This is a genomic window from Microcoleus sp. T2B6, assembly GCF_036700475.1.
Taxonomy (GTDB): domain Bacteria; phylum Cyanobacteriota; class Cyanobacteriia; order Cyanobacteriales; family Microcoleaceae; genus Microcoleus.
In genome coordinates, this window is the sequence record NZ_JAUBOZ010000034.1 from 1 (window position 1) to 17948 (window position 17948).

The following is a 17948-nucleotide window of genomic DNA, read 5'->3' on the forward strand; positions in this document are numbered from 1 at the left end:
TTCAGATGTCGTCCGTCAATTATTAAGCTAGTCCCCACATTGCTGATACAAGTCAACCAATTGTTCATCCCGTGGTCTATCATCAAGGCTTTGGATCGATCTACATCTACTTGGACATCTTTCGATTTGTAAATCAACTCTAAATAGAAGGAACCGTTTCGAGGTAGAATCCTATATTCTCTGATTGCTTTGTAGTCGAGATTGGTAGGCATAGGGAGATAGAAAGCATCCAGTCCGAACCAAGTTTTAACTTTGCTGCCCAATGGGAATCTCAGTAGTCCATCCTTAAGTCGGACGGAGCGACTTGTATAAGTCACTAAAGCTAGACCGCCTTGTCGATAATTTGGCAATCTAGGTCTTTGGGTTACAGTGCCTTTACCAATTCCTTTCAGTAGTCCAATGTAGGATTTAAAAGACTCAGCGACGGTAGTTAAAATCTGTTGCGCGGTATCGGAATAAAATGCTTTGTAATGCAAGTTTTGATTTTCTGTACCCAGCACTTTGTGCAAAAGAGCCCTACTCGGTATTTTGCCTGTTTTAAAGTACATTTGACGAGCATAATATATACCGCAGTTCGTCAACTTCGACGACTCGCTGCAAAGGAATTCTAGAATTGCTTTTAAGTCTTTAGTTGGGCTGATTAAATTCTGTTGACATCCAAACATATTCTCTTTCCTCCTTGTTACAGTATACTAGCATAATAGGATTTCCTTATGTCAACAATCAACAAGATAATTCTGTTTGTATTCACGATTTGACCCGGGAAGTAGATCGAGCTACTTTCCGGGTCAAATCTGTCGTAGCGTATCTTCTGCTATGAAGGAATTAATTGAGCACAAAGATATTAGGCGACTGTCGTCGCTGCCGCTTTCCTCCCCATGTCTAAAGCCAGGGGCTTCTGGCTCGTTTTTTGGTGAATGGTACGGATGGAAAGATGTTTAGCGCGATCGCGTAACTCTGAAAGTAGGGCATCACAGAAATCTATAGCTACTACCGAAAAGCCTAATTGCGCTAAAGGAATAGATTGAAATCCTGAGCCTGCACCTAAATCAATGGCTAATCCTCGCGGTGCGGAGTCGATCCCCAATTGACAAAAAAGAGCGTGATTTCGTTCGATCGCTGCTTCAGGGTTTCCTGACATCCAACTGTAAACGGCAGCAAGTTGCTGGTTATAGTGGTCTTGTGCTGTGTTCATTATTATGCTAATTTCGATGACTCGTTGAAAAGGAGCAAAATCATTCAATCCGATGGAAGCTCAACCACCACTGCCACCTTTTACGCGGGAAACTGCTAAAACTAAAGTTCAAATCGCAGAAGATGACTGGAATAGTCGCGAACTAAAACGAGTAGCTTTAACTTATGCCGAAGATTCACCGTGGCGTAACCCTGTCTAATTTTTCAGTGGAAGGTAACAAATCAAGGCTTTATTAAAAGGCAAATGGGCAAAAGAACTAGACTACTGTTTGAAAAAAGAACTGGGAGTTTTACCGATAATCGAATTTCTGTGCGCTTTGAATAGCAGTGGTAGGATGGTCAGACTGCGGATTTGTTCCTTGAAATAATCTCAGAATATCGAAGAAAAAGGGAAGAGGGAAGAAGAGAAATCCTCCCACTCTCTCAGTCTCTAGGCTTGCTTTCGATAGCGAGCGGATCGCACTTGTATATCATTGATATCTAACCGGATTTGATATAATTCATGTTTGGCGATCGCTTTTAATAACTTTTGTAATTCGCAGTTCAAATTTCCCTATTTGTTGATAATAGCCAAGGTAACAATTCCTGGTTAAAATTTGTCGTAAACTGAGGCTTAGGTGAAAAGTTACTATTGATTATTATGCAAAAGTATAACTTAAAAAAGTTGCAACATGGTTCAGACATTCGCGGTATCGCCATTGAAGGCGTTCCAGACGAACAGGTTAACCGATGCAACCGGAAACGATATGACTTACAGATGTTACTAAAAGTTTGAGCATACATGAACAATTTTTAGAGGAGGGACACTATTGCTCAAATACTGTGCTTGCTGCGTAAGTCCTGAATATTGCTATTTCCTTGCCGCAGCATTGGATCTGGGGTCTAAAGCGTCTCGCAGCCCGTCGCCCAAAAGGTTGAAACCCAGAACAGTCAACGTAATGAGCAAACCGGGAAACAAAATAGTCCAAGGAGACGAAAGAGCGTATCCGCCCTTAAAAGCATCAGAAAGCATCGTCCCCAACTCAGGAACCGGCGGCTGTGCGCCCAAACCCAAAAAACCCAAACCGGCAGCTTCTAGTGTCGCCGTACCAGTCGAAAGAGTTGCTTGTACAACTAGAGGCGCGAGACTTCCCGGCAAAATGTGGCGAAAAATAATCCGTAAGTCGCTGGCGCCCAAGGCCTTGACAGCCAAAACAAATTCTTGTTCCCGCAGAGACAGCACCATACTGCGAGTTAAGCGGATGTAAATCGGAATTTGCACGAGGCTGACGGCGATAATTACGCTTTGCAGGCTCGGCCCGGTGACGGTAACAACGCCGATCGCCAGTAAAATCGAAGGAAAAGCTAGCAAAATATCCGCCAAAGTGCCGATCGCAATTTCCAGCAACCCCCGAAAATACCCGGCCACCAGCCCCAAAAGCGTTCCCACAATTAAACCCGCACCCACAGAAACCAGGCTAACAAGTAAAGATATCCCCAATCCGTGCCACACCCGCACCAACAAATCTCGCCCCAAACTGTCGGTACCAAACCAATGTTTAGCGCTAGGAGCCACTAAGCGCGACAAATAATCTCGATCGACCGCCGAATCGTAAGGGGAAAGTAGGGGGGCCAACAGTGCCGCGATCGTCAGCGCTACAGTCAAAATTAAGCCGATTTTCCCCGAAGTCGATCGCCAAAATCGTTGAAAAGCTGCTTGTGGAAATACTAAGTTGTTATTCAATCTTCGATTTTCCATCTTTTGCTGTAACCAAAAAAACTGAGGACTTGGGCAACTATTAGGATAAATTAACGATCGCGATCGCAGAAATACGTTAACAGGACTTGCTCCAGGGAAACCAAAAACTCGGTGCGTGGATTACCGTCAATATCCCATTGCATTTTTCGGCCCAAATGTCCAGTGCCTGAGCTCTTCCTTAAAGACCCTTTAAGATATAGAGAACAAGATAAATTTAAAAGCACAATGACATCAACCTTACTCAAAACCTCAGCTCGATCGCCCCTCAACGCCCCAACAATCCGCCATTTCCCCAACGGCCTCACCGTTATAGCCGAACACTTGCCGGTCGATGCTGTTAACCTCAGCGTGTGGCTCAATTTAGGCTCAGCCGTCGAACCAGACGACATTAACGGCATGGCTCACTTTTTAGAACACATGATTTTTAAGGGAACTCCGAGCATTCCTAGTGGCGAATTTGAGCGCGCGATCGAGCAACGCGGCGCTGTCACCAATGCTGCCACCAGCCAAGATTACACTAACTATTACATCACCACAGCTCCTAAAGATTTTGCCGAACTAGCCCCGCTGCAAGTTGATGTGTTGCTGAATGCCAGCATTCCCGACGACGCCTTCGATCGCGAACGGCTGGTAGTCTTAGAAGAAATTAGACGATCGGAAGACAATCCCCGCCGCCGCACCTATCAGCGATCGATGGAATTAGCGTTTGAAGTCCTGCCCTACAAGCGACCGGTACTCGGCCCGACTGCGGTAATCGAACAGTTGACAGCGCAACAAATGCGGGATTTCCACAGCAGCCGATATCACCCAGGAGCTATGACAGCCGTAGCTGTCGGCAATTTGCCAGTCGAGCAACTAATAGAAATTGTCGCAGACAGTTTTGCTGCAAAAAGTACAGCACAAAACAACAAAATAAATGTGCCGGCTGTCGGCAACTTTCACCCTGAGCCCCAAATCCTGAACTACGGCGAAGAATCGCCGTTTACAGAAACAGTCCGCCGCGAATTTGTAGACTCTGCCCTTCAGCAAGCCCGACTGATCGTGATGTGGCGAGTGCCAGGTTTCATGGAAATGTCCGAAACTTATGCCCTGGACGTTTTGGCGACAATATTGGGTCACGGCCGCACAACTCGCTTGGTTCAGGATTTGCGCGAGGAAAAAGGGCTAGTCTCGTCAATTTCGGTCAGCAACATGACTCAGCGACTTGGCGGTGTATTCTCAATTTCCGCTCAACTACCCACAGAAAACTTGGCAGCAGTGGAAGCAGCCATCGTCCAACACATCCGCACTCTCCAAACCGAACTGGTAACAGATGCCGAAATTTCCCGCATCCGCACTCAAGTAGCAAATCGGTTTATCTTTGGTAACGAAACTCCGAGCGATCGAGCAAGTTTGTACGGTTACTATCAGTCGATGGTAGGAGATATCGCTCCCGCCCTCAACTATTCCGCCTGCATCCAAGCTCAGACTGCCGAGGATCTCCGAGAAGCCGCTGTCAAATATCTGTCTCCCGACGCAATGGGTGTTGTGGTAATTCGCCCCGACGAAGCATAAATCGGACATCGCCTCAACAGGGCAATTCTGCCATCCCTCTGCTTTTGAGGAATCCAACGGCATTCGGAATTCGGTAGAAACAATGTCAACGCGCACCAGGGATTTTTAGTCAATAGTGCGTGAAATTCGATCGGCCCGCGCCTTGAAGGTTTTGTATCAAATAATGAATATGAAGCCTTTAAGGTACGTGCGATCGGTAAAATTACCGTAATTTTATGAGACGATAAACTGGGAATTATTGACGAGCCAGCAATTTAGTCTAGGGAAACCAGATTTATCGGCGATCGTAATTCTCAAATCTAAAATCTAAAATCTAAAATCGATTGAGCGGCAAAATTACCGTAATTTTATGAGACGATAAACAGGGTATTATTGACAATCGAGCAATTTGGTATGGGGCCACCGGATTTATCTGCGGTCGTAATTCTAAAATCTAAATTCTAAAATCTAAAATCTAAAATCGATTGACAGGGGCACGCAAGCATGAAATTACAAAACTTTCTCAACTCAAACATTAGGTACGATGCCAAAGCAATTGCTGCAGACGACGAACTCAGTAGCCAAATTCAAAGCCGCCTCATTGACCTGGGTTTACTGAAGCCTCCCGTAGACGGGGAATTTGGCCCTCTCTCTACTGCTGCACTCCACCGATTTCAAACTCTGATGAAGTGCGGCGAACCGGGTTTTTTGGGAGCAGTCACAGCCAAAAAGCTGATCGAAACCAAACCAGAGGACATTCCCACACAGCCCCTGATCCTGAAAACGCTCAGAGACACCATTTTTAAATCAAAACCGGTCGCGTCTTCTCAACTTCAGGACTCAGAAAAACAAGTAATACCAGCCGGAAAAGAGTTGGAGATCCTGGCTTTTGCTCCGGCTCGCGGTCACATCCGAGTTGCTCTCCGCAACGAGTCTTTCAAAGGTTCAGGGGTTTGGTATGTTTTCGGAGGACACGCTCAAATTACTCAAGACAGCATTCTGCTTTTTCCGAAACCGAATCCCCCAACTGTCAGGCTGGGCATTCCTTATCTATCGCAACTGGATAACTTGAATAATCCTACAGGTTCTTGCAATGTAACTTCATTAGCGATGTGTATGGAGTTTTTGAAGGTGCCACGGCGCAAACAAACCGGTCAATATGAAGACGAACTTTACGAATATGCGATCGCCAAAGGTTACAGTCGCTGGGACCCCTACGATTTAGCAAAGATTGTTAGAGATTACGGCGCTCAAGATTTCTTTACCGAGAATGCAACTATTGATGACGTTCAAGATTGGCTAGCCAGCGGAAATCCCGCTGTCATCCACGGATACTTCACGTCTTTCGGTCATATTATAGTTGCATCAGGCTACGACAGCGAGGGATTCTTCGTCCACGATCCCTATGGCGAGTGGTTCCGAACTGGCTACGATACAAGTGTCAGCGGTGCTTACTTGCACTATACTTACCGCTTAATCCGCAGCCTCTGTATACCTGACGGAAATTTTTGGGTTCATTTTATCTCGAAGTAATTGGGAATTGGGAATTGGGAATTGGGAATGGGAAATTGGCCTTGTTACTACTGACTAATGATACTAAATCCGGGTTCATTAACTTCTTTATCACTAAGCGGTTGAAACCGCTACCAACGCGATCGCACAAACGAAGTTCCTCTCTAAGAGACTAAGAGATAAAGCGAGTATTTAACCCGGATTTGATATAACAACAGTCAACAGTCAACAGTCAACAGTCAACTAACTATTAATTTTCATGCTCAAATCCAGCCAAGTCGATCGCGTAATCGGAGCACTGGTAGAAATATAGTCAACTCCGGTTTCGGCTACACTTCTAATTGTTTCTAAAGTAACATTGCCGGAAGCTTCAATTTTTACCCGATCGCTCTTTTCGCGAATTATTCCCACAGCCTGTCGCATCAAATCCAAGGACATATTATCTAACATGATAATATCGGCTTTGTGCTGCAAAGCTGTTTCTACTTCAGCGAGAGTTTCGGTTTCGACTTCGATCGTCAGCGGATAGGGGATAGAATTGCGAATTAGGGCGATCGCCTCTGCAATTCCCCCAGCCGCCGCAATGTGATTATCTTTAATCATCACCGCGTCATCTAATCCCATCCGGTGATTGCAAGCACCGCCGACTTGAGTTGCGTATTTTTCCAACAATCTCAATCCCGGCGTTGTCTTGCGCGTATCCACTAATTGCACGGGCAAATCGGCAATTTTGTCAACATATTTCTGAGTTAAAGTAGCGATGCCGCTCAAACGCATTGCCAAGTTTAATGCTACTCTTTCTGCGGTTAGCAGCGCATCGAAATTGCCAGAAATCTCGGCAATTACTTCTCCTTTCTCGCACAGTTTTCCTTCTGGTACTTGGGGGATGAAACTGAGGCTGCTGTCTAAAAGTTTAAATGTGCGATCGGCAATTGGCAATCCCGCAATGACTCCAGCTTCTTTGACAATCCATTTAGCAGTACCCTGGATGCTGTTTGCGGGAAATAAAGCCGATGTTGTGCGATCGCCCCTACCGATATCTTCTAGTAGCCAGTTGTGCAATAGGGAGTCTAAAACTATCCAAGGCGGTAATATTGCTGTCATGTTTTTGTTGGTTGTTATATCAAGATGATATCTACTAGGAACAATAGTCGATCGGGTAATTTTAGGCAAGTTGCAGAATGATGATGGTGTGTGCGATCTGGGGCGATTCCCTTCGGGATAGCTTCGCTTCACGGGATTTGGGACGCGGGGGCGATCGCACTACATAATGGGCTATTCTGTGGCTGACATTGGGTTTTGGTGGTTTAATGGAGTAGATGGGCGATCGCGAGCAGAAACCATGATACAGCCAGTCATTTTTAAAGGAGAGTAAAAAATGATGATAGAAACCGCCATCTTAAAAAATCTCGAAAAATTGCCTGAATCTGTCAAACAAGCAGTCCTTGACTATATAGAATTTCTGGTAAACCGATACGCGGAAGAAGTTCCTAAAACGGAAAAAGCTGCCAAGCGAGGCGGACTTGGAATTTGGAAAGGTAAAATCTGGATGTCTGATGATTTTGATGAACCTCTCGAAGATTTAAAGGATTATATGTAAAGTGGTGCTTAAGCCATTGTTGCGGCGGTTAATATGGCGACATCTACGCATTCTTTAGTAGCTGTCGCGAGTATCCCGTTGACAACCTTGGGTATTGGTGCTTCAATGAATAGATGCGTTTGCTATAAAATCTCAACTTACCAGAGAAAACATGGGTATCAAACAGAAAGCGGACGACGCCAGAAAGAAGGCATATCAGAAAGTCATTGCCACCAAACTTCTTGATGGGATTGAGCAGCTATCTGACAGACCTTCGTCAAAAAGACGATGGATTTGGGAACTACTGCAAAATGCCAAGGATGTCGCCAATGAGCAAGTCAGAGTTGAAATCCTGTTGACGAAAGACTATGTTGAGTTCAGACACAATGGAAAGCCTTTCTCAATTGAAAATATTACTTACTTAATTGAGCAGGTTTCTAGCAAAGAGCGAACTACCGAAGTAAATGAATTACCCAAAACAACTGGCAAATTTGGAACGGGTTTCATGACGACTCACTTGCTCTCACGGCAAGTTGAAGTTAGCAGTATTTTACAAAATATAGAAGATGAGTCTTTGAGCTACAAGCGTTTCAATGTCCTTTTAGACAGAAGCGCAACAAACTTGGATGAAATGATTCAAAAGGTAGATGATGCTTTCTCCATCTTTGAGGAAATTGATAACGATAGCGTCTATCCACCACTCGCAAACTACCAACAGAATCAAAACTGTGATACGTCATTTCGCTATGTCTTGGATAATGCTGGCCTTAAAGTAGCTGAAGCAGGCATTCAGGATTTGCAGAATGCGATCGCTTATGCACTTGCTTTCATACCTACTATTCAATCTGTTACAGTTACCGATGATACTAAGGAGTCAATATACTCTTATCAAACAATCAATCGTCATCAGATTGGCCAAATCTCAATTGTAACTATTGAGAGAAATAGCACTGAGTCTCCATGCGAGACGCAAACCATAGCTTGCTTATCCAATGATAATCAAACTATTACCATTGCTGTTCAAGTTGAAGTTTTAGGAGATGACCGTTACTCAATCAAGGAAATCACTAACGAAATTCCCATTCTTTTTTGTGAATTTCCGCTCATTGGCTCAGAGAGCTTTCCGTATCCTGTTGTGATTAACAGCCATCTGTTTAATCCCACTGAACCCAGAGATAGCATATTATTGAACCCTGAAAATGAGCAGAAGACACCCCTAAACAAAGCGATTATTGAAGAAGCGACATTGCTTTATGGGGACTTGCTGAATCAAGTTACATTAGATTGGCAAAATGTCCATTTGTTGGGAAAACTGAAAAGGGAAGCCAAAATACCAGACAACATTGATATCAATTGGTACAAAGAAAAGATTGCCAATCAAATTGTGGCAAAGCTTAGCGCTGCTCCAGTGGTAGACACAGTTTCAGGTAACAGAATATGCCTAAGTCAAGCCCTGATTTTAGACTACAACTTAAAGCAGGACGTACAACAATTTGCAGACTTGGCTTCTTCACTCCACGCTAATCGTTTACCTAAACCAGATCATGTCCTTGATTGGCATGACATTCTTAAGTCTGATTTTGGCCAGAAGTTTTCGGATGAAATTAGATATACCCTAGAGCAATTGCTGCAAGATATTGCTGCGGAACAAACACTCGATCAACTTGCAATAAGCCTCTCTAAAACTGCTTCAGATACTTTAGAATGGATTAATCAGGTAATTCCGTTCACCAGCCAAAGTCAGGAAAATTTATTAGAGCAATATAATGTTATTCCAAATCAGTATAATCAATTCAAGAAAAAGCAAGAACTGTACAGGGATATAGCAATCCCAGAAGCTTTAAAGGACGTTCTTAAAATTTTGAGCTTAGACTGGAGAGCAGCTCTTGCTCACAAAAAACTTACCTGTCAGCTCTCAAACAGTCGCGATATTGATATAGCAGTTGATAACATTGATAAACTTATCAGAATCAAGGGGCATTTATCTTTAAGGAAAGCAGTTTACACTATTGTCAGTTGCTTTCCTAGTGATGCGGAGTTTGAACAAAATACTAAACTTGTTTCAAAAAGAGATGCCATCTGGGATTTTGCACGAGATATAGATAGTTGTTGTGTACCAAATAAGATTCATCTGGAATCATGGATACCTTCACTTTGGCAAGAAGCAGATTTGTGGCTGATGCAAACTTTAGTTGACGATATTGAAAAGCTCAAAAATGTTCAAAATTTGAGCAAACAGCTCAACGTTACTCCAAAAGATGCTATTTCTTGGCTCGATCGCTTTATTGCCTTCCTAAAACAAGAAGAACAATCGAAGCTATACAGTAAGAAGGTGATTTTTCCCAACCAAGAAGGGATATTCAAAGAAGTGGAACAACTCTATATTGACAACAAAATTCCCGATGAATTAAAGGATGTCTTGGAAGATTTAGGTTGTGGTTGTAGAGGAAAGCTTTTGGACTTAGCGATTAGAGGGTTTGAGAATCATCGTAATCAGTTGACTGTCAAAGACGTTTCAGATGATATTCAAAAGCGCCTTCAAGATGCAAAAAATGATAAGGATGATTTAGCGAAGTATTGGAGTTTTAGTGTCGCCATCTATAAGCTCATTAGCTATTTTCGAGATTCCGAACCCAAGGACTCAAATAAACTAGCTATTTGGGCGTTTGCCGATCGGTTCTACCCTGGCGAAATTCCATCCCAGAAATCCCTGCCTAACCTACAAGACTTTTCATGGAATGCCTGTAATAAATGGATACTAAACTGTATAGCCAAGGCTATCCATAATTGTGAAAACCTAGAAGGTTTTGTAAAATATTTTAACTCAGATCGGAATGCAGCCATTGAATGGCTAGACAACTTTAGCTATTTTGCAGCAGAACAGGATGATAAAATCCTTAATTTGTATGCAATTCTACCCAATCAATCTGGTCAGTTTAGGCACAAAAAAGATATGAAGAAAGATGAGGATCTTCCTGAAGAATTGAAAATGATCCTTGAGCTTCTTACTTCTGATTACTGGAATGATTTCCTGCTCGATCGAAGTTTAAAAAGAGTTGAACAGTTATTTGAGAAAGAAAAAACAAAAACTATTCAAGACATTGCTACAGAAATTGACCAAGCCATAAAAGAGTGGGAACACAATCATAAAACAAGTGATATAAAGTTTACCCAAGTAATCACTGCAATGATTGAATGGTCTAACACTCAACGAGATGATAAAAAAATAGAAAAACTCTTTAGTTATTTTTATGCCAATAAAGCACAACTATTGCTGAAGACATTAGATGACAACGAGGTAAGTAGTGGAATTTTCACGATTCTTAATCATCGGGACAAACTATCAGTTTTAACCGAGTTGGCAGAAAATTCTGAGATATCAGAACAAGATTTGCAAGACTTTGCTCAAAATCGAGCCAAATACAAAGAACTGAAAGAATTGAGAGAACAGATTTCTGAGCAGGAATTTCAAGCTTTTAATCTTTTGAAAAAAGAATTTTCTTTACAAGAGATCGGTGAATTGGTAGACAATAAGGAGAACCAAGATATCGCAGCTATTGGTTGGGAAGGGGAAGAGTTTCTGTACCATAAACTGGTTGAGAAATTTGGTGAAAGTCGTGTTAACTGGCTCAATAAAAATTCTGAAAGTTTCAGTCCCTATGACTTTTCTGTTAGCGATAACGAGGGGAAAGAATATCTGTATATTGACGCAAAAACAACTTCAACTGAAGAGTCTAGAGCCGATAGGATTCCTTTTTATGTCGGTAACTCCGAGTGGAATTTTTCTGAAAACGAGGATCACTATTATTTAGCTAGGGTATTTAGGATTCGGACTGAAACACCAAGAGTTAAGTTTCTTAAACTTGTCCGATTACTAGATGGTTGATGATGGAAGTAGCCTAGCAAATTGGGTATATATTCGATCCCCGATAACTCAACCGTTTAGCTATAACTTAAATTTCAGCGACCGCCCACTATTGACTTCTAAAATTCAGGGCGATCACTTGTGATGATTTTGTTAAAATAAAGAGGACAGAAAGAGGCAACTATTGTGACTATTCGTTATATCGCGATCGCCCTTATTGCAGCAACGTCCCGAATCATTTTTGCCAGAAGTCAACGACTTCCTCGACTTTGTGATGCACAAGCACCAAAATAGAATAGCTGAACCCAAACTCCCAGACGATATTGCTACAGCTTGGGCAAAATGGTTCGAGGAAGTCGATCGCTTGGAAGTAATGACTAATGAGCCCGATAGCGAATTTAAGCTACAGTAAAAGCTATAGCAGTTAATCTAACTCAAGAGCAGCGGGAGACTTTAGGGTGGGCAACTAACGCTGAGGCGAGGTTTGCACGAAATTTGAGCGCGTGGAATTCGGATAGTTTTGCTAATTTAGAATGCAAAAAAGATGTTCGGCGTTTGGGGGTAGCTGTGGAAGTGGCGCGGTGGCCAGCTACTTCGGGGTTCTGCACGATTTAGGTAGAGCCTTTAGAAAAGCGTAAATTCAAGACGTAAACCCTGTAAGGGAAAACCTATCCTAAACATAGGAGTTTTCCGTTTTCAAACTTAAGGACTTAAAATGAGCAAATAGGGGTACTTGGTCAAGCAAATCTCCTGTAGGGCTAGAGAAGGTTATATGGTGCACCAAAGTTTAGGACAACGGTTATCCAGTCTCAGAGTTGGGCAAAAAATCGGTTTAGGATACGCCCTTGCTCTAGGCATTGCTGTGTCTGGAACAATTGCTGGTTTTGGAGTTGGGGATCATTATCAACAACAGACTCAAGAACGAGAACAACACGCGCGTAACGAAGTGGAACTTCTGCATCGTCTGCAATCTCGTGTTCTCCAAGCCCGAACCCACCAACAACAACTCATTCCTCTAGCGCAATACCCAGAAAAATTTCAAAATGAATATGCTCACTTGCTGAAGCATAAAGGTGAAATCCAAGAAATTTGGGCTGAACTTAAGGCATTTGTGGCAAATTATCATAGTCGGCAAGATCATGTACACCACGCAAGGATTATAGCCTTCTTGCAAACCTATGACCCTGTACCACAACTCTACTCACAGGAATTAGAACGCCGAGTTGAACGAATTCGCAGTCTGGATCTTGCGTCACCCACTGAGGTTGAGCAAGCCCAAGCCCTGATGTTGGAATTTACCAACAGCGATTTGGCGCTTGAATTCGATGCCATCTCCGATGATTTGGTGGGTTTTATTGACCATGCTTACGAAGAACTTGAGGTAGCAACAAGGTCATATCGACAGGCTAGTGAAGTTGCTGAGAAAGTGGTGGTTGCAAGTATCGGATTGTCTGTTGCGATCGCCATTCTTTTGGCAATTTTGACCAGCCGAGCAATTGCCCAACCCATTCAATCTCTGACCAGCGTTGCCAGACGAACTACTGAAGAGTCTAATTTTGAGTTACAAGCGACTGTTGAGCAAGATGATGAAATTGGAACGCTTGCTAATGCTTTTAACCAATTAATTCGCGCTGTTCAACAACTGTTACAACAACAGAAAACAGCCAACGAACAACTGGAAAACTACAGCCAAACCCTTGAATCTCAAGTTGAGGTAAGAACCCAAGAACTCAGCGACACAAATACGCAGTTGCAACAACTCTTAGAGAAACTGCAACGCACTCAGGTTCAAATGGTGCAAAGCGAAAAGATGTCTGCTTTGGGGCAAATGGTGGCAGGGGTGGCCCACGAAATCAACAATCCAGTCAACTTCATTCACGGCAACCTGAATCATGTGCAGGAATACGCCCACAATTTATTAGGTTTAGTGCAACTCTACCAGAATTACTATCCCGACCCCGCACCCGAAATCCAAGCTGAGGCCGAAGATATTGATATGGAGTTTATCCAAGCCGATTTACCTAAAGTCCTCGACTCCATGAAACTCGGCACGGATCGCATTCGCCAGATTGTGTTGTCACTCCGCAATTTTTCACGAATGGATGAAGCTGAATTCAAAGCCGTTGATATTCATGAGGGCATTGATAGTACATTGTTGATTTTGCAGCATCGCTTGAAAGATAAACCAGAGCGTCCAGCGATTCAAGTAATTCGTGATTATGGTAATCTACCGCTAATAGAATGCTATCCTGGTCAAATCAATCAGGCGTTTATGAACATCCTGGCAAATGCCATTGATGCGCTGGAAGAAGCCAACGTCAAACGAACCTATCAGGAACTAAAGGAAAATCCCAACCAGATTACCATTCGGACTGCAATGATTGATTCAAAGTGGGTAAAAATTGCAATTTCTGATAACGGAATGGGGATGCCTGAATCTGTTCAGAAACGACTCTTTAATCCATTCTTCACTACAAAGTCTGTGGGTAAGGGAACGGGCATGGGGCTGCCGATTAGCTATCAGATTGTCACTGAGAAACATGGCGGTAAGTTAGATTGCTTCTCAATACCTGGTAAGGGAACGGAGTTTGTCCTTCAAATCCCTTTCCAACAGCAAAAGCGTGATTCGGTCTAACACAATGCGCCCCACCGCCGAAAGGTTTTCTGTTCGACTTTTGAGGTGATCTGGGATGAGGTTTTAGTTGTAATATTCACTTTCTCTTTTCGCCTAACTCCCCAAAAAACTAAAGCCCTTTTCCGTTGTTGCGGGAAAAGAGCTTTAATTTATTATTAACCTGGCACTGAGCTATTTTACCGGGCAGTGACCCGCCGAGTATCTTCGCCATAGCAACGTTTAACAACCGAGTTCGGGATGGATCGGAGTGGTTCCATTACATCATAAGCTGTTGTGCATTTAAATTGTATGTTGAGGGCGGGCAAGATGCCCACCCCACAAGAGTGAAAATTTATTTTACCATGCAATTTAAATGCGGATTAGCTTAAGCACGATGTTGTTATGATTGTGTTAAAATAAATACGACTGAAAGAGGCAATTATGATGACTATTTGTGATATAGCGATCGCTAAATTGCAGCAACTTCCCGAATCATTTTTGCCCGAAATCAACGACTTCCTCGACTTTGTGATGCACCAGCAGGAAAATAGAATAGCTGAACCCAAACTCCCAGACGATATTGCTAAAGCTTGGGCAAAATGGTTCGAGGAGGTCGATCGCTTAAAACTAATGATTAATCAGCCGGAGAGCGAATATTAGCAACTCCTACTCAACAAGTAGCAGCTCGCGATTAGAGAAACAAACTAATATCAACGTGGAAAAACTCGGCTAATTTTCTGGCTTCATCTATTTCGAGATCCCTTCCGCTAACAAAAACTTTATCAACCTCTGTTTCCGTTCCCAAAACAGGAATCAAATCTGATTTGTCCAAATTTCTCGCATCCATTAAATGTTGCAACATTGAAGCAGCATTTCCTGCAGGAATCGGATAATTTTCAGATTCAAATTTTTCAATCAGCGTTATCAAAAGCTCCAGAAATAGCTCTTCCTCCAGCGATCGCATAGGGCTGTGTTCCAGTTCGCAAGCGAGAGCGATCGCGGCCTCGTTTTCTGCTTCATTTGCGATCGGTTTTGGTTGATAGCGAACAAGTAAATCTGTATAAGATTTTGCATCAAAAGTACGGATAATTTTTCCACTCATCCTTACTTATATTTACACAGGTAGCGATTGATTTCCCTATTTAAGCTACAGTAAAAGCTATATTTTCTAGCACTACATTAGGTACATTTCCACTACCTAAAACCTGTGTAGCATCTAAAACTTCTATCCCTACCAATAACTCATTTTCCCCAATATTTAAAGCAATTTCGTCAGTTAACTGTAAAGTGCGACACTGATGCTTACCTTCTACAAGCCTAATGTAGAGAGCATCAATTTCGGAATCATAACTAATCTTCATAAACTTTTACCTCAAAAATAAAATGTATACACTGTGATCACAACTAACTCAGTATCAGTCTCGGCAACAATCGGTACTACTTTCTTGAGAGAATAGAACTTATCCTGCCAATCATTATTATACTGAAAAGTAGCTTGATATTTGTACCTACCATTTTTAGCAAGTTGTCGATTACCTGTCATAATGGTATCAATAATTTCGGCTTCATTGGTACCTCTTTCAATCGCTTGTTCCTGGGCATGATTACTTAATCTAATAGGTTTCACTCTTTCTTGTCCAATAAATTAAAATTTTAAATTCCTAATTCACATGGATATTTACAGTTTCCATGCTCTTAAAAAACTAAGTCCATAAACTAACTTTAGTCCAAGGCGGATGGTTGTGCAAGAGCTAGTTCATGAGCGATGCTTGCAGGAGATGATACCAAATCCTGATTTAATAACCTCTTTATTCTTTAGTCCTCGGAGGCGGACTTCGTTTGTTTAGTAGCGGTTTCAACCGCCAAGCCATAAAGAGAATGATTAATAACTACCCAAAAAACTAAAGCCCTTTTCCGTTGTTGCGGGAAAAGAGCTTTAATTTATTATTAACCTGGCACTGAGCTATTTTACCGGGCAGTGACCCGCCGAGTATCTTCGCCATAGCAACGTTTAACAACCGAGTTCGGGATGGATCGGAGTGGTTCCATTACATCATAAGCACCAGGAAAGCTTTGAAAACTTTTAATCCTGTGTCTGCGTTTAGCTTAATTCTAAGCTTGATGCGCTGCATCTCTTTCGCTCGACTTAATTACTGTATCAAGTTTTCCTTTGTCTGTCAACCCCAAAGTCAAAACTTTTTTTCGCTCGCCCGAAACAGCCCCACATAGCCGAGTTTGACGTATTATTTGCCAGTGGGGTCGATCGACCTTTAACTCACAAATCCAAAAAAGCCGCCTCGGTTCCCTGTTCTCTGCGAATCTTCCCGTCCTTCACAAACCACGCCACGACCTGCTTAACTGTTAATTGTTCGATCGCCCTTTCAGATTCTGTCGCAATTTGCCTCTCATCCCGCAAAGACGCCACCACCCTATTCGTAAAAAAGTTTTCACAACTCGCATCAAGTTCGATCGACCACAAATCTGCTGCTGACCCAGAATATTGAGATTTCTACAAAGGGCCCAAGACTTGCTGTTGTGTAGATGCTTAATAACTCACCAAAAAACTAAAGCCCTTTTCCGTTGTTGCGGGAAAAGAGCTTTAATTTATTATTAACCTGGCACTGAGCTATTTTACCGGGCAGTGACCCGCCGAGTATCTTCGCCATAGCAACGTTTAACAACCGAGTTCGGGATGGATCGGAGTGGTTCCATTACATCATAAGCACCAGGAAAGCTTTGAAAACTTTTAATCCTGTGTCTGCATTAAGCTTGATGCGCTGCATCTCTTTTGCTCGACTTAATTACCTTATCAAGTTTTCCCCTGTCTGTCAACCCCTTTGTCAAAACTTTTTTTCGACGCCCGAAACAGCCCCCAATAGCCGAGCTTCTGTCGCAATTTGCCTCAAAAGCCGCAAAGACGCAATTACCAAATTCGTAAAAAAGTTTTCAAAACTAGCATCAAGTTCTATCGACCACAAATCTGCTGCTGACCCAGAATATTGAGATTTCTACAAAGCGCCCAAGACTTGCTGTGGTGTAGATGCCTAAGAACTCACCAAAAAACTAAAGCCCTTTTCCGTTGTTGCGGGAAAAGAGCTTTAATTTATTATTAACCTGGCACTGAGCTATTTTACCGGGCAGTGACCCGCCGAGTATCTTCGCCATAGCAACGTTTAACAACCGAGTTCGGGATGGATCGGAGTGGTTCCATTACATCATAAGCACCAGGAAAGCTTTGAAAACTTTTAATCCTGTGTCTGCGTTAAGTCAGATGCGCTGCATCTCTTTCGCTCGACTTAATTACTGTATCAAGTTTGCCTTTGTCTGTCAACCCCTTTGTCAAAACTTTTTTTTATCGCCCGAAACCGCTGGAATTATCGGGGTTTGAGGCCGGGTTTGGGGGTGGGACTGATCGACCTTTAACTCACAAATCCAAAAAAGCCGCCTCGGTTCCCTGCTCTCTGCGAATCTTCCCGTCCTTCACAAACCACGCCACGACCTGCTTAACTGTTAATTGTTCGATCGGGCTTTCAGATTCTGTCGCAATTTGCCTCAACGGCCGCAAAGACGCAATTACCAAATTCGTAAAAAAGTTTTCAAAACTAGCATCAAGTTCGATCGATCCTTTAATACTCTCATCATTCTTAATCCAATCCATCACCTGCCCATTAGTCACCTCAGCCACCGGCTTCCCAGTCTCCCCAGCAATTTGCTTGAGCACCCTCAAAGCATAAATTGCCACCCGCGCCGAAAACTTTTCCTTCGACGACAGCAGCGCCATATCAACTTCGGCACACTCTTCCGGCTTTAAAAAATCTGCTAGCGGTTCCATATATTAAAAATTAGTAATTGCTAATCGGTAATGGGTAATCCGTGACATCCGTGACATCCGTGACATCCCTTACACTCATCC

The 17948-nt window shown here is 42.9% G+C and carries 19 protein-coding genes and 4 rRNA genes; 10 read left to right on the forward strand and 13 right to left on the reverse strand.

Annotated elements, in window-relative coordinates:
* Positions 1-665: transposase (locus QUA00_RS16465; protein ID WP_333410247.1), on the reverse strand; the 665-nt coding region annotated here is incomplete at its 3' end.
* A gap of 179 nt (positions 666-844) precedes the next feature.
* Positions 845-1195: a methyltransferase domain-containing protein gene (locus tag QUA00_RS16470; RefSeq protein WP_333410248.1), complete on the reverse strand. Its 351-nt coding sequence runs from the start codon at positions 1193-1195 to the stop codon at positions 845-847.
* Positions 1196-1247: 52 nt separating this feature from the next.
* On the opposite strand from QUA00_RS16470, the gene QUA00_RS16475 reads away from it, so the two are divergent.
* Complete coding sequence (locus QUA00_RS16475) at positions 1248-1394, forward strand: DUF1348 family protein (protein WP_333410249.1); 147 nt, start codon at positions 1248-1250, stop codon at positions 1392-1394.
* A 440-nt stretch (positions 1395-1834) separates the two neighbouring features.
* Complete coding sequence (locus QUA00_RS16480; protein ID WP_333410250.1) at positions 1835-1969, forward strand: hypothetical protein; 135 nt, start codon at positions 1835-1837, stop codon at positions 1967-1969.
* Positions 1970-2044: 75 nt separating this feature from the next.
* Here QUA00_RS16480 and QUA00_RS16485 read toward each other — a convergent pair whose 3' ends face one another.
* Positions 2045-2917, reverse strand: a complete 873-nt coding sequence (locus tag QUA00_RS16485) for an ABC transporter permease (RefSeq protein WP_333410251.1) — start codon at positions 2915-2917, stop codon at positions 2045-2047.
* Between the two features lie 240 nt (positions 2918-3157).
* Here QUA00_RS16485 and QUA00_RS16490 point away from each other — a divergent pair, with 240 nt between their 5' ends.
* Together QUA00_RS16490 and QUA00_RS16495 are read left to right on the forward strand one after the other, a co-directional pair.
* The gene (locus QUA00_RS16490) at positions 3158-4486 is read left to right on the forward strand and encodes a pitrilysin family protein (RefSeq protein WP_333410252.1); all 1329 of its coding nucleotides are present in this window, start codon (positions 3158-3160) and stop codon (positions 4484-4486) included.
* A 483-nt stretch (positions 4487-4969) separates the two neighbouring features.
* Positions 4970-5998, forward strand: a complete 1029-nt coding sequence (locus QUA00_RS16495) for a C39 family peptidase (protein ID WP_333410253.1) — start codon at positions 4970-4972, stop codon at positions 5996-5998.
* A gap of 222 nt (positions 5999-6220) precedes the next feature.
* Here the strand turns inward: QUA00_RS16495 and nadC are convergent, their stop codons facing one another.
* Positions 6221-7081, reverse strand: a complete 861-nt coding sequence (gene nadC / locus QUA00_RS16500; protein ID WP_333410254.1) for a carboxylating nicotinate-nucleotide diphosphorylase — start codon at positions 7079-7081, stop codon at positions 6221-6223.
* 274 nt (positions 7082-7355) lie between these two features.
* Here nadC and vapB point away from each other — a divergent pair, with 274 nt between their 5' ends.
* The 5 genes from vapB (at position 7356) to QUA00_RS16525 (ending at position 14056) form a co-directional block, all read left to right on the forward strand.
* Positions 7356-7577: a type II toxin-antitoxin system VapB family antitoxin gene (gene vapB / locus QUA00_RS16505; protein WP_333410255.1), complete on the forward strand. Its 222-nt coding sequence runs from the start codon at positions 7356-7358 to the stop codon at positions 7575-7577.
* 151 nt (positions 7578-7728) lie between these two features.
* Positions 7729-11442: a DUF3883 domain-containing protein gene (locus QUA00_RS16510; RefSeq protein ID WP_333410256.1), complete on the forward strand. Its 3714-nt coding sequence runs from the start codon at positions 7729-7731 to the stop codon at positions 11440-11442.
* 196 nt (positions 11443-11638) lie between these two features.
* Complete coding sequence (locus QUA00_RS16515; protein WP_333410257.1) at positions 11639-11833, forward strand: hypothetical protein; 195 nt, start codon at positions 11639-11641, stop codon at positions 11831-11833.
* Between the two features lie 5 nt (positions 11834-11838).
* Positions 11839-12036 carry a DUF6753 family protein gene (locus tag QUA00_RS16520; RefSeq protein ID WP_333410295.1) on the forward strand — a complete coding sequence of 66 codons (198 nt, stop codon included), beginning with the start codon at positions 11839-11841 and terminating at the stop codon, positions 12034-12036.
* 157 nt (positions 12037-12193) lie between these two features.
* On the forward strand, positions 12194-14056 hold the full coding sequence (locus QUA00_RS16525) for an ATP-binding protein (protein ID WP_333410258.1): 1863 nt from the start codon (positions 12194-12196) through the stop codon (positions 14054-14056).
* 165 nt (positions 14057-14221) lie between these two features.
* Here the strand turns inward: QUA00_RS16525 and rrf (QUA00_RS36860) are convergent.
* Positions 14222-14325 (reverse strand): 5S ribosomal RNA (gene rrf, locus QUA00_RS36860).
* 151 nt (positions 14326-14476) lie between these two features.
* Here rrf (QUA00_RS36860) and QUA00_RS16530 point away from each other — a divergent pair.
* Positions 14477-14695, forward strand: a complete 219-nt coding sequence (locus tag QUA00_RS16530) for a hypothetical protein (RefSeq protein WP_333289447.1) — start codon at positions 14477-14479, stop codon at positions 14693-14695.
* 31 nt (positions 14696-14726) lie between these two features.
* On the opposite strand, the gene QUA00_RS16535 is transcribed toward QUA00_RS16530, so the two are convergent.
* From QUA00_RS16535 to QUA00_RS16570, 8 genes are all read right to left on the reverse strand, one after another.
* The gene (locus tag QUA00_RS16535) at positions 14727-15137 is read right to left on the reverse strand and encodes a transcriptional regulator (RefSeq protein ID WP_333410259.1); all 411 of its coding nucleotides are present in this window, start codon (positions 15135-15137) and stop codon (positions 14727-14729) included.
* 40 nt (positions 15138-15177) lie between these two features.
* Positions 15178-15396, reverse strand: a complete 219-nt coding sequence (locus QUA00_RS16540; protein ID WP_106332875.1) for a DUF2283 domain-containing protein — start codon at positions 15394-15396, stop codon at positions 15178-15180.
* An 11-nt stretch (positions 15397-15407) separates the two neighbouring features.
* Positions 15408-15662, reverse strand: coding sequence for a DUF4258 domain-containing protein (locus QUA00_RS16545; protein WP_333289442.1), 255 nt, complete (start codon positions 15660-15662; stop codon positions 15408-15410).
* 323 nt (positions 15663-15985) lie between these two features.
* Positions 15986-16102, reverse strand: a 5S ribosomal RNA gene (rrf, locus tag QUA00_RS16550).
* Positions 16103-16310: 208 nt separating this feature from the next.
* A complete protein-coding gene (locus QUA00_RS16555) occupies positions 16311-16514 on the reverse strand; it encodes a hypothetical protein (protein WP_333410260.1) in 204 nt (67 codons plus the stop codon).
* A gap of 134 nt (positions 16515-16648) precedes the next feature.
* A 5S ribosomal RNA gene (rrf, locus tag QUA00_RS16560) occupies positions 16649-16765 on the reverse strand.
* A 382-nt stretch (positions 16766-17147) separates the two neighbouring features.
* A 5S ribosomal RNA gene (gene rrf, locus QUA00_RS16565) occupies positions 17148-17264 on the reverse strand.
* A 195-nt stretch (positions 17265-17459) separates the two neighbouring features.
* The gene (locus tag QUA00_RS16570; RefSeq protein WP_333051988.1) at positions 17460-17867 is read right to left on the reverse strand and encodes a hypothetical protein; all 408 of its coding nucleotides are present in this window, start codon (positions 17865-17867) and stop codon (positions 17460-17462) included.
* Between the last annotated feature and the right edge of the window lie 81 nt (positions 17868-17948).